This window comes from uncultured Aquitalea sp. (assembly GCF_945957525.1).
In the GTDB taxonomy this organism is placed as follows: domain Bacteria; phylum Pseudomonadota; class Gammaproteobacteria; order Burkholderiales; family Chromobacteriaceae; genus Aquitalea.
Map to the genome: position 1 here is coordinate 192,278 of NZ_CAMFLA010000005.1, position 12,408 is coordinate 204,685.

The 12,408-nt window shown below is 64.3% G+C and carries 9 protein-coding genes; 3 read left to right on the forward strand and 6 right to left on the reverse strand.

Going from position 1 to position 12,408, the window contains the following annotated elements; translation table 11 throughout:
- Positions 1-16 precede the first annotated feature (16 nt).
- The 3 genes from vgrG to Q0P52_RS06875 are packed head-to-tail and all read right to left on the reverse strand — an operon-like array spanning position 17 to position 3,961.
- Positions 17-2,305 (reverse strand): type VI secretion system Vgr family protein, encoded by a 2,289-nt coding sequence (gene vgrG, locus Q0P52_RS06865; RefSeq protein WP_293760007.1) that lies wholly within the window; start codon positions 2,303-2,305, stop codon positions 17-19.
- Positions 2,306-2,325: 20 nt separating this feature from the next.
- Entirely contained in the window at positions 2,326-2,622 is a 297-nt protein-coding gene (locus tag Q0P52_RS06870; RefSeq protein WP_293760005.1) for a hypothetical protein, read from the reverse strand.
- A gap of 10 nt (positions 2,623-2,632) precedes the next feature.
- The gene (locus Q0P52_RS06875; RefSeq protein ID WP_293760003.1) at positions 2,633-3,961 is read right to left on the reverse strand and encodes a hypothetical protein; all 1,329 of its coding nucleotides are present in this window, start codon (positions 3,959-3,961) and stop codon (positions 2,633-2,635) included.
- Positions 3,962-4,407: 446 nt separating this feature from the next.
- Between Q0P52_RS06875 and Q0P52_RS06880 the strand changes: the two genes are divergently transcribed.
- The 3 genes from Q0P52_RS06880 to Q0P52_RS06890 all read left to right on the forward strand — a co-directional run bounded on the left by Q0P52_RS06880 (position 4,408) and on the right by Q0P52_RS06890 (position 9,573).
- Complete coding sequence (locus tag Q0P52_RS06880; protein WP_293760001.1) at positions 4,408-6,195, forward strand: PAS domain-containing protein; 1,788 nt, start codon at positions 4,408-4,410, stop codon at positions 6,193-6,195.
- A gap of 2 nt (positions 6,196-6,197) precedes the next feature.
- Positions 6,198-8,609, forward strand: a complete 2,412-nt coding sequence (locus tag Q0P52_RS06885) for an EAL domain-containing protein (RefSeq protein WP_293759999.1) — start codon at positions 6,198-6,200, stop codon at positions 8,607-8,609.
- A gap of 91 nt (positions 8,610-8,700) precedes the next feature.
- Positions 8,701-9,573 carry a carcinine hydrolase/isopenicillin-N N-acyltransferase family protein gene (locus tag Q0P52_RS06890; RefSeq protein WP_293759997.1) on the forward strand — a complete coding sequence of 291 codons (873 nt, stop codon included), beginning with the start codon at positions 8,701-8,703 and terminating at the stop codon, positions 9,571-9,573.
- 82 nt (positions 9,574-9,655) lie between these two features.
- On the opposite strand, the gene Q0P52_RS06895 is transcribed toward Q0P52_RS06890, so the two are convergent.
- From Q0P52_RS06895 to Q0P52_RS06905, 3 genes are all read right to left on the reverse strand, one after another.
- Positions 9,656-10,117, reverse strand: coding sequence for a hypothetical protein (locus Q0P52_RS06895; RefSeq protein ID WP_293759995.1), 462 nt, complete (start codon positions 10,115-10,117; stop codon positions 9,656-9,658).
- 240 nt (positions 10,118-10,357) lie between these two features.
- Complete coding sequence (mmsB, locus tag Q0P52_RS06900) at positions 10,358-11,245, reverse strand: 3-hydroxyisobutyrate dehydrogenase (RefSeq protein WP_293759993.1); 888 nt, start codon at positions 11,243-11,245, stop codon at positions 10,358-10,360.
- 35 nt (positions 11,246-11,280) lie between these two features.
- The gene (locus Q0P52_RS06905) at positions 11,281-12,399 is read right to left on the reverse strand and encodes an enoyl-CoA hydratase/isomerase family protein (RefSeq protein WP_293759991.1); all 1,119 of its coding nucleotides are present in this window, start codon (positions 12,397-12,399) and stop codon (positions 11,281-11,283) included.
- Between the last annotated feature and the right edge of the window lie 9 nt (positions 12,400-12,408).

A 12,408-nucleotide genomic window follows, 5' to 3' on the forward strand; every position in this document is an offset into this window, starting at 1 on the left:
TGTTTTTCCTTCGATTTTACAAAGACAGGCCGCGCCCGATGTCCAGTTCGGTTTGCGGGAAGGTGGCGCTTTCTCCGGCCAACCCCGCCTTGCCGCCGTTGTGCATGGTGCCGTTCAACGTCAGGTCGCCAAACACTTCCAGCCCTTTGGCGCTGATGCGCAGGCCAAAGCCGCCGGCGGCCAGTTCTATGCTGTCGTGCGCGTGCAGGGTGAGGGTGCGGTTGCTGCCCAGGTGCATCTCTTTGGCGCTGAGTAGTTGCAGCGGGCCGCCTTGGGCTTGCAGGTCTACGCTGCCGCCGTTGGCGTAGAGCTTCATGCCGCCGGTGCGGGCAAACAGGCTGACGGCGCCGTTGGCGTTGGCGGCCAGGTTGTCCAGGGTGCTGAGGCTGAGTTGTTGCCCGGCGGTGACGGCGTAGGCGGCGCCGGCGGCGTGCTGGATGCTGGATGTGGTGGCAACGCCGATGCCGGCGGGGGCGCTGATGAGAATGCCGGCTCGGGCCAGTTGTTTGAGGGAGTGTTGCAACAGGTCTACCTGAGCCTGCACGTCCGGCGGCAGGGCGTGGGCGGTGGCGGCGGCGTTGGCCAGGGTTTGCGCCAGCCGGTTGGCTTCTTCCAGTTGGCGGCGGGCCTGGTCCATGTCCAGTTGCGGGCTGGCGGCGGGGCTGGCGGCTTCCGCGCTGAGGAACAGCCCTTTACCGGCGCGCAGGGCACCCCAGTGGTCGGTGCGTAGTTCGAAGCCTTCGCCGCGTTGTTCGCGCCCGGCGTTTACCAGGTGGCCGAGGTTGAGTTGGGTTTTGCCGTATTCGGTGGCCAGCTTGATGTGTTCTTTGCCTTGCAAGTCTTCCAGGCGCAGTTTGTTGTGCGCTTTGGTGAGGAGGACGTTGCGGCTGTGCCATTGGGTGTTGATGTGGTCCCGGTTGACGCTGTCGTGCATGACCGAGGCGATATACGGCCGCTCCGGGTCGCCGCCGGTAAAGGCGAGGTTGACCCGGGTGCCGGCATGGAGAGGCAGGTGAAAGCCGAAGCGGCCGCCGGCGAAGGGTTTGGCCAGCCGCACCGGGCGGGAGTCGCCGCCGGGGCTCCAGCTGTCCAGGTCAAACAGGTAGCGCACGCGGTAGCGGCCTTCTTCGTCGAGGAAGGGGTAGCGGTAGCTGTTGTCGCCGGGGCTGACCACCATGGCCGGCAGAGTGCCGTTGATCAGCGGTTTGTCGCACAGGGCGGGCCGCCAGACGCGGTCGGCGGGGATGGCGCTGAAGTGGTTGCTGTAGGCCTGGTCGCGGCGGCCGCTGTGGTGGGCGGCGGTGATGAGCCAGCCGTGTGGGGCTTCGGCAAACGTGTGGTCCAGCCGCAGGACTTCGCCGGGGCGGGTGGCCAGGGCGTTGCCTTCGCCGTGGGCCTGGCATTGGCGGCTGACGGAGAGCTGGTGGCGCAGCTGGACGATGCGTTCGCCCTGGATGGCGTCGCGCTGACCTTCGCCCCAGTCGTAGTCCACACCTTGAGCGGCGGGAGTGTCGCCGCCGAAGCCGGCGCTGTGGTCTTGCGGCGAGCCGGCGCTGCGGTAGTTGAAGTCGCGGCGGCGCACTTGTTTGAGCATGGGCTGGTGTGCTACTTCCAGCCGGCTGACGGCTTCCTCGCCGGCGCTTTCCAGCCCGGCCTGATCGCGCAGGGGGAGGTTTTTGAGCTGGCCGCGCGCGTAGTGTTCCAGGTTGTTGCCGAAGCACAGTACGTCTTGCCCGTCTTTGCTTTGGCGAAATTGGTAGAAGATGCCGGCCTGGGCGGCCAGGCGCTGGATGAATTGCAGGTCGGTCTCGCGGTACTGGGTGAGGTGGTCGTGGGCGGGGTGGTCGTCGGTGAGGGCAAACTGGAAGTCGCTGCCGGTGAGTTGGTGGCGGCGCAGGACGGCTTCGATGACGGCGGGGATGGTTTGATTCTGGAACAGTCGGGTGGCGCGGTGGTCGGCGAGGCGGGCGATGCGGGGGGCGATGTCGAAGCGGTAGAGGGTTTCTTCGCGGTGGCTGCGGCCGCGACTGGCCTTGCGTACTACGCCGTGCCAGCTGCGGGAGGGCGGCGGCGGGTTGAGGCTGCCGAGGCCGGGGATGGCGAGATTGGGGCCGAAGGACGGGGGCTGGATGGTGAAGGTGACGGTTTGGTCGATGAGGCTGGCCAGCGGCAGGTCGGGATCGGCGGCGGTGACGGCGACGCTGAGGCGGTAGGGGGTGTCCAGCGCTTCGTCCAGCTGGAATTCCAGCACGGAGAGGGACAAGCCCAAGCGGGCGGGGAAGTCGAGGCGATAGGGGTTTTGCATGGTTGACAATCGGTTAGGGCTTAGACGGCAACGCGCCAGTCTTCGCAATCGTGTTGAACGCGGGGCGGCGTGGGGCAGCGGCAGAGCACCAGATCACCGCTGAGGGCGAGGGTGCGGCCATTGAAGTTGCCTTCGCCCAGCGCGCCGCGCGGGCCGTCGGCGGCGATGACGCCGGTGTGTCCGCAGGCGTGGCAGGCGGCGGCGGCACCGATGAAGGACACGGGCACGCCGCCCAGGAAGGGCCCTTGCGAATGGCCTTCGGTGACGATGCCGCCGCTGCTGATGCGGCAGCCTTGGCGAATGACGTAGCGAATCATGCGGTTTCCTTTATTTTTGGCTGGCGGGATGAACGATGCCGGTCCATAGCCGGCCTTGCTGTTCGGCGGCCCAGCCGATGGGGCACTGTTTGTGTTCGGCCAGATCCAGCGCGCTCAACAGGGTGATCCAGGGCGCCAGCGGGCCGGTATCGCCCCAGTAGGGGGTCAGATCCAGCGGGTCTTGTTGCCAGTGGCGCTCTGCCAGCGGCGGGGCGGGTTGGCGCTGTATTTGCACGTAAGCGATGGGCGCCGGCGGGTTGCGGCCATTGCGTTCGGCCAGCGCAACGTCGTCGCTGACGTCGGTTTGGGCCGGGCGGCAGATTTTGGGCAGCATGCCCTGATAGGTGACGGCGATGGCGAAGGCGGCTTCTGCCTTGGGCGGCGCATCGACGTCGGCGTCGATGTCCGGCGTAGGCACGGTCATGCCCAGCAGCAGGTGGCGGTTTTTGGGGTGGTCTTTGCGGTAGAGGTCGTCCAGGATCTGGTCGATTTCATCGGCATCGGCAACCGGGTAGGGCTGCTCATCCAGTTGCACCCCCAGCGTGGACAAGGTTTGCCGAAAGAGCGGCCAGTGGGCCATGTCGCCAGCCCAGGAGACGCGGCGTGGCAGTTTGTCCAGTTGCTGGAACCAGGGGGCGACGGCTTCGGCCAGCCGGTTGGCGAGGAAGGCTGCCGCCGGCTCGGGCGGCGGCGCGGGAGGGTCGAAGGTCGGTCTTGCTTCTGCGTCGTTGTCTTCCTCTTCCTCTTCGTCCTCCTCCTCCTCTTCGGCCAAGCACAGGGCTTCTGCATCCTCTTCGGCCAACATCAGGCCGTCGTCCTCGTCCATCCATTCCCGCTCATCCTCCTCTTCTGCACTGTCCGCCGGCGTTGCCGGTTCCGGCTCGCGGTAGCCGGGGTCTTGCTGCGGGTTTTGCGGTACGCGCAGCACGCCGGCAAAGGGCGTGGGCGCTTGCCGGCGGGCCGCCAGCAGCGCTTGCCGGTCGTCCGGGCTGACGCAGGCCGGGCCCAGCAGGAAAGAATGCGTGACGCGCAGCCGCTCTTGCCGGCGGTCCTCCTCGCGCTGGCAATGGGCAAGCGCAGCCTGGTTGCAGTTGGATACCAGCTTGCAGTCGAGCAGCCAGAAGCAGTAACGGATGGCAGTGATTGCGCCGGCAATGAGCAAGCCAGGCCAGGCCGCCTGCCACAGCGGGAGCAGGGCCGGTAGTGCGCCGCCGCGGGCGGCTGGTGTCAGCAGCAGGATGCTGAGCGCGGCGGCCAGTGCGTTGAACAGCAGGTAACGCAGATGGATGGGCGGTGTGGCGGGTGGTGCCAGCCGCGGCTGATTGGGTGTGTTTCTCATGCGCGGCGAGCTTGCGCTACGGCGCTACCCACCGAGCGGGCGGGGCGCGAGGGCTGTTGATGGGGCGGTTTTGGCATGGAGGCAGGGCGCTGCGCAGGAGAGTAAAACCGGCATGGTAGAAATGCGATGCGCGTGCCGCAACCGATCGAAGTATCTGAATGTCAGCATTCTTCAATGCTATTTGCATGAATATGCTGTTGAAAAAATGTTTTCTGATAGCAGGGTGGGAACGTGCCGGCATTGCTGCGACATGGTCTGCCGGTGCTATCTGGCATTCATCGCGTGCGGAAGCGATACAGGCCGGCGCAGGATGTTTGTTGTGATTGAGCGCGGACACAGAACGATTGTGTGGGGATCATGCAAATTGCCGATGCGGCTGATTTGCATTCGATGTCTGCGTATCCATAATGAATAATCGCGCAAGCTTCTTGCTGATGGGCCGTCTTATGCAAAGACTTCTATCGGATTTGCTGGAATTCTCGCCAATCGGCATTGCCGTGCTGGATGCGGATTTGCGCTACGAGTACATCAATCAGGTGCTGGCCGATTCCAACGGCGCGACGGCGGCGGGGCACATTGGCTTGCGCCCTTCGGATGTGCTGCCGGATATCGGCGCCGGCCTGGAGAGGGTTATGCGCAAGGTGATGGCCAGTGGCCAGGCCGAGTGCGATTTCGAAGCCAGCGCTGAGATACCGCCTGGGTCCGGCCGCACTACTTGGTGGCGGGCCAGTTATCATCCGCGCCGCAATGTTCAGGGCGAGATTTGCGGCATCGTGGCCATGGTGGAAGACATCACCTTGAGGCGGCATGCCGAACAGGCCATCCGCGAGAGCGGCGAGCGGGTGCGTCGGGTGCTGGACACCCTGTTCACGTTTGTCGGGGTGCTGGATACCGACGGCGTGTTGCAGGAGGCCAACCGCGCGCCTCTGGAGCAGGGCGGCATTGACCTGGCCGACGTGCAGGGCAAGCCGTTCTGGGAGTGCTACTGGTGGAGCCACGATCCTCTGGTGCAGGCTGATTTGCGGGCGGCAGTGGCCCGCGCTGCGCAGGGCGAAACGGTGCGTTACGACGTTACCGTGCGCATGAAGCAAGACAGCCGGATGATCATCGATTTTATGCTCAAACCCCTGCGCGACGAGGATGGCCGTATCGGCAACCTCATTGCCTCCGGCATCGACATCACCGAGCGCAAGCGCAATGAAGAGGCTTTGCAGGTCAGCGAAACCTATTTCCGGCAAGTGGTGGAATCCACGCCGGATGGACTGATGATAGTGGATGAGGACGGGGTGATCCGTCTGATCAACTCGCGCATGGAGCAGATGTTCGCCTCGACGCGCGAGGCCTTGGTGGGTCAGCCGGTGAGCATGTTGCTGCCGGAGGAGTCCCGTCCTCAGCATGCCGGGTTGGTGAGTGGTTTTTTTCGCGAGCCCGCCGCGCGCGACATGGCCAATCGCCGGCCGCTGTTTGCCCTGCGACGGGACGGGACGCGCTTTCCCTGCGAAATCGGCCTCAATCCCATGCGAGTGGGGCCCGAGCGCGAGCTGCTGACGCTGGCCTGCGTGACCGATGTGTCGGAGCGTTACCAGTCGCGGCAGATGCTGGAAAAAGCGCTGCAGGAGAAAACGGTGCTGTTGGGGGAGGTGCACCACCGGGTGAAGAACAATCTGCAGGTGATTTCCAGCTTGCTGAATCTGCAGGCGCGCAATACCACGCCCGAAGTGCATCAGGCCTTGCTGGACAGTCAGAACCATGTGCGTTCGATGGCGCTGATCCACCAGTTGCTGTACGAGCGCAACGATTTTTCCCGCATACCGGTGTCGGTATATGTCGAACGATTGCTCCATTTGCTGCGTGATGTGGGGGCGGGCTACAACAGCCGGTTGCAGCTGAGTTTCCGCCGCGACGGCGACGAGGCCTATCTCGATTTGCAGGCCAGCATCCCCTTTGGCCTGATTCTTAACGAACTGGTGGTCAACGCCTGCAAGCACGCCTTCGGTCCGGGCGAGGCGGGCGAGGTGGAAATCGTCATGCGCTTTGACGATGCCTTGGTCATCACCGTGCGGGATGCCGGCCGGGGCCTGCCGCCTGGTGTGGCGCTGGGCGCGTCCAGCACGCTGGGCTTCCAGTTGCTGCCCATGTTGGCCGAACAACTGCGCGGCGAGTTGAGCGTGGAATCCGCACCGGGGCAGGGCTGTCGTTTTGTTCTGCGCGTGCCTGAATGCAGCCGGGAGTGAATATGTCTTTCCGCATCCTTATTGTTGAAGACGAACGCATCGTAGCGCTGGATCTGAAAATGGCGCTGCTGGGACTGGGTTTCGACGTGGTGGGTACCGTGGCGTCCGGCGGCGAGGCTATTCGTCTGGCCGGTGAATTGCTGCCGGACCTGGTGTTGATGGACATTCATCTGGACGGCGACATGCCGGGCACGGAGGCGGCGCTGCACATCCGCCAGCGTTTTGACCTGCCAGTGGTCTATCTCACCGCGTTTGCCGAAGAGAACGTGCTGCAGGATGCGGAGCGGAGCGCGCCCTATGGGTACTTGCTCAAGCCCTTTGAGCTGCGCGAGCTGAATGCCACCATCCGTATGGCGCTGGCCTGTCGGCAGGCGGAGGTGCAGGCCCAGAAGCAGCAGCGCTTGCTGGAGCTGGCGGTGGAAACCGCGCAGCTAGGGATCTGGGAGTGGGACCGCAAACAGTCCCTGTTTGTCAGTCAGGGCCATTTTGGCCGTATTACCGGGCTGGAAATGGGGGAGAGCAAGCAGCGTACGCCGCCATTCTTGCGACTGCTGGAGCTGGTGGACCAGCGCAAATTCAATGTCCTGCTGAAAGAACGCGGCCGGGTGGACATGATCACCACCATTACGCCGGACCAAGGCCTGCCAGTGTGGGTGGAGATGTCGGTGCAGGAGTACGAACCGCAATGGCAGCAGAGCGCCAAGCAGATCGGCGTGTTGCGCGATATCAGCGAGCGCATTCATGCCGAGCAGATGCTGCAGCAGGCGGGCGCGGTGTTCCAGTCCACCGCGGAAGGCATCGTGGTGGCTGATGGCGAGCTCAAGGTGAAGTCCGCGAACCCGGCTTTCTTGCGCATGAGCGGCTACAGCCTGCTCGAAATCATCGGCTGCGATATCGACGAGATTCTGCACGTCAAGAAAAATCCGCCCGACTTCTACCGGCAGATTGATGAATCGCCGGACGCCAGCTGGCATGGCGAAGTAATGTGTCGCCGCAAGAGCGGCGAGCCATTTCCCGCTTGGGAGCACGTTTGCAAGGTGTCTTACGACAAGCAGCAAAGCGAGCACTACATTTTTGGCTGCACGGATGTCAGTTCCATCAAGCGGGCAGAGGTGGAGCTCAACCGGATGGCGTTCTACGATGCGCTGACTGATCTGGGCAATCGCCACATGCTCAACGAGCAACTGGTGATCGAGCTGCAACGGGCGGAGATGAGTCATGCGCCGCTGGGGCTGCTGTTTATCGATCTGGATGGTTTCAAGCTGATCAACGACAGTCTGGGGCACGCCACCGGCGACCAGCTGTTGCGGGTGATCGCCCAGCGCATTCGCGACACGGTGCGGCGCGCCGATATCCCCATCCGCTTTGGCGGCGACGAATTCTTCATCATTTGCCCGCACAGCGACGAAGCCAACTGCGTGGCGGTGGCGGAACGTTTGCTGGAGAGGTTGGAGCAACCCATTCTCGCCGGTGGAGAAACCATTGTGGTAACCAGCAGCATCGGCATCGCCATGTATCCGGCGCACGGCAACACGGTGGAAAAACTGCTGAGCGCGGCCGACAGCGCCATGTATCAGGCCAAGGAGGCCGGCAAGCGCCGCTATCGCACTTTCGATCAATCGATGGCGGACAAGGTGCACGAGCGCATGCGGCTGGAGCAGCGCCTGCGACTGGCGGTGAAGGAGCACAGCTTCGAGCTGCACTATCAGCCGCTGGTGCGCGTGGAAGACGAGGTGCTGATCGGCTTCGAGGCCTTGCTGCGCTGGAACGACGCCGGGGCGCTGATCCCGCCTGACGTGTTCATTCCGGTAGCAGAGGAGTGCGGCCTGATACAGGAACTGGGCATGTGGGTATTGCAGCGCGCCTGCGAAGAGGCGCGGGTGTGGAATGAAATCTACGCCTATCCCATCAAGGTGGCGGTCAATGTATCGGTAATGCAGTTTGTCGAGCCCAGTTTCAAGGACGCCGTGGCCGGGGTGTTGGCCGAAAGCCGCCTGCCGCCGCATTTGCTGGAGCTGGAAATCACGGAAACCGTGTTGCAATCGCTGGAAAACAGCAAGCGCATCCTGCGCGAGCTCAAATCGCTGGGCTTGTCGGTGGCCATTGATGATTTCGGCACCGGCTATTCCTCCATGGCGGTATTGAAAGACCTGGCGGTGGACCGGCTGAAAATAGACCGTTCCTTCATCGCCAACATCCCGCAGGTGTCGCAAGATTCCGCCGTTTGCAAGGCTATCATCATGCTGGCGAAAAGCCTGATGCTGGGCATTACCGCCGAGGGCGTGGAGGAGGTGGAGCAGCGGGACTATCTGCGCGAAAACGGTTGCGACACCATTCAGGGCTATTACTACTCGCGCCCGCTGGCCTACCCGCAGTTACACGACTATCTGCAGCGTTATTTCGCCGACGCCTGAAAGCCGGCTTCACGAATGTTTGCAAGCGGCGCCGCGCGCCAGGCGGTCGCCGTGCTAGGCTCTGCCATCACCACTTTGACGCCGCGCCGCCATGATTCGCCAACCTTTGCTGACCGGCCTGCTGTGCCTTGCCTGTCTTGCCTCTCCCTCGATCCCTGCCTGCACCTTGTGGGGCGCGGCCGGCGATGCCAGCGCCGAGGGCACGCTGATTGTGAAAAACCGCGATTGGGCACCCAATCACCAGCAGTCCCTGCGGCTGACCACGCCCAAAACCGGCTATCGCTATGTGGGCCTGTTTGCCGATGACGGCCGTTTCAAGGGCATCAAGGCCGGGGTGAACCAGCCGGGCCTGGTGGTGGTGAGCGCCTCCGCCAGCAGTCTTGCCCGCGCCGTGCGCGAGGAGGATCGCGAGCGCCATGGCGTGATGACGCAGATACTGCAGCGCTTCGCCTCGCTGGATGAGGTGGCGGCGCACGCCGACGAAGTGTTTCCCACCGCCAAACCGGTATTTTTGCTGCTGGCGGACAAGAGCGGACTGATGCAGGTGGAGGTGGGGCAACAGGGGCGTTACCAGTTGCGCCGCGTGGCGGAGGGCACCACCGCGCATACCAATCAGTATGAAGATGTGGCGCTGCTGGATCAGCCGCAGCAGGTGGGCATCAGTAGCGCCACCCGGCTGGCGCGCATCCAGAGCTTGCTGGCGCAGGGGGCGTCGCCATGGCGTCTGGCCGACTTCACCCGTATCAGCCGCGACCAGAACGCCGGGCCGGACAACAGCCTGTGGCGGCATGGCAAGGAGTACACGCTGGCCAGCTGGCAAATGGCCTTGCCGCAGCAGGGGCCGGCCAGGCTGCATCTGATTCTGGCCAACCCCGGCCAGCCGGAGCTGAGTACGGATATCGCGCTGACGCCGGCTTTCTGGCGTCAAGCCGACACCTTGTTGTTGCCTGCCGCCAAGCCTTGATGCTGGCTGGACGTGGACTGTCGTACACCATGAAAATGCGGTCGCCAGGCGACCGCTTGCAGGCGCGCGCGCGATGGGCTGCTCAGTTGCGCTGATCCGGCCAACGCGGCTGGTCGTGCTGTTCGCCACCGTTGTCGCGATGATCGCCATGATGGTCTTGCTCGTGGTGGCGCTGATCATCCCGATGTTCTTCATGTTTGCCGAAGCGCTCGGCATGTTCCTGTCGGTAACGCGGCGCATATTCGTTGCGATACCACTGGTCCTGCACAAAGTACACTGGACGGTCGCAGGCGTGATAGCGGCCGCAGTAGCGCCGCCAGTCATGGATATGGCCAGGCGGCACGCGCAGGTAGAGTGGGGGCTGTTGCACGACCACCGGGCTGATGATGACCGGATGCGGGTTGATGACCAGCGGCACGATGTCGCCGAGGTCCAGCTGACCGTAAAAGCCGGGTTCGCCAATCTGGATGCTGATGCCGACATCGGCGGCGAAGGTTTGGGCAGCGCATAGGGCGAGCGCGCCGGCTAGCAGGATCTTGCTCATGATGTATCACTCCCTGGGCGGGCGGCCGTTGGATGCCAGCCGCTAATGATTCGATGCTAATCAGCGGCGCACGGGCGATGCGGGCAAAACGTTGCGGAGTGTTGGTCAGGGCCTGTCAGCAACAGAAATTCGAAATTGTTGTAAATCCGCCGCGGCAATGGGCAGGAAGGGGAAGCATGGCGGCTGGGCGCCAATGCAAAAGGCCCGGCAAAGCCGGGCCTTGTTGCGTGAGTGGGCGGCTTACTCCGCTGTGAAGTACTGCAGGATGCTGGAAAAATCCAGCTTGCCCTTGCCGTCGGCCACATGGGTTTCGTAGAGGTTGCGCGCCAGCGAGCCCATGGGCGTGGCGGCATGACTGTCCAGCGCGGTGGCTTCGGCCAAACCCAGGTCTTTCAGCATCAGTTCCGACATGAAGCCGCCGCTGTAGGCCCGGCTGGCCGGCGCGTTCTCCATCACCCCCGGCCAGGGGTTGTACAACTCCACCGCCCAGTTGCGGCCAGAGCTCTTGCTCATGATGTCGGACAGTACTTTCGGGTCCAGCCCGTTTTTCACCCCCAGCGCCAGCGCCTCGGCGGTGCCGGCCATGAGAATGCCCAGCATCATGTTGTTGCAGATCTTGGCGGTCTGGCCCGCGCCGTTGCCGCCGGCATGGAAGATGTTTTTGCCCATGGCTTCAAGCAGCGGGCGCGCTTGCTCCAGATCCGCCTCCTCGCCGCCCACGATGAAGGTCAGCGTGCCGGCCGCTGCGCCCGCCGTGCCGCCGGATACCGGCGCGTCCAGCATGCGCAGGCCGACAGCTTTTGCGGCGTTGGCCACCCGCCGGGCGTCGCTGGCGGCAATGGTGCTGCAGTCGATCACCAGCGTGCCGGCCGGCAGTTTGCCGAACAGGCCGTGCTCGCCGCAATAGAGCGCGTCCACATGCTTGCCGGCCGGCAGCATGGAGATCACCACGCCGGCGCCGTGCACGGCGTCCAGTGCGCTGGCTGCCGGGCGCGCCCCGGCGGCGGCCAGCTTGGCCAGCGCCTCGGCGGAGAGGTCGAAGGCGCTGACCTTGAAACCCTTGTTGACCAGATTGAGCGCCATTGGGCCGCCCATATTGCCCAGGCCGATGAAGGCGATGTTGTCCATGCTGTTGTCTCCTGTGTCTTGTCAGCTATCCGGTATCAGGCGAGCTGCGCCAGTGGGTGTTGTTCCTCCGGCCACGGCGAGTGGAAGTGCCGCGCTACCGTATCGGCGTCCACCTCTTCCAACGAGGCGGTGCACCAGCGGGGCTGGCGGTCCTTGTCCACCAGCAAGGCGCGCACGCCTTCGCGGAATTCCGGCTGGGCGCAGAAGTTGAGCGACAGGGCCAGCTCCATGCGCAATACCTCGGCCAGCGACAAGTGTTTGGCGCGGCGGAAGATTTCCCAGGTGACGGCGGCCGACATCGGGCTGCCGTGACGCAGGCTGGCGGCGGCGGCGGCCAGCCAGTCGTCGCTGGTGTCCACCGCGGCGATGGCGCGGCACACGGCGGCCACGTCGCCGTGATTCATCAGCCGGTGAACGGCCAGCAGATTGCGCTGCACCGGGGAGTCGGGCAGCGGGTCGGGATTGTTTTCTTCCAGCCGCTCCAGAATGGCGCTGACCTGCCCGTGCGCCAGGTTGGCCGAAGACCAGTCGGCGGAGGCCAGCGCGCTCAGCATGGCTTGCCAGCCGTCGCGCGGCAGCACGTGGTCGGCCAGATTGCAGATCAGCGCGTCATGGGCGTTGAGCGGCGCGCCGGTCAGGCCGAGAAACAGCCCCACACGCGCCGGCATGCGCTGCAGGAACCAGCTGCCGGCCACATCCGGATACAAGCCGATGGTGATTTCCGGCATGGCAATGCGGGTGGCGGCGGTGGCCACGCGGTGGCTGGCGCCGGCCATCAGGCCGAGGCCGCCGCCCATGACAATGCCGGCACCCCATGCCACTATGGGCTTGGGGAAGCGGTGGATGGCGTAATCCAGCGCGTATTCTTCGGTAAAAAAGGCCTGGGCCTGCGGATTGGGGTAGCTGTCGTCCTCCAGCAGCGCGCTGCGCAAAGCGCGCACATCGCCGCCGGCGCAGAAGGCTTTGTCGCCCGCGCCGCGCAACACCACGACGGCGATGCGCGCGTCTTGCGCCCAGCGCGCCAGTTGCGGATGCAGCAGGCGGATCATGGGCAGGGTCAGCGCATTGAGCGATTTCTCTGCATTGAGGGTGGCCACGGCGATGGCCTTGCCGCCGCTGGCGGCCACTTCGTGAAACAGTACGGCGTCGTCCATATCGGGTCC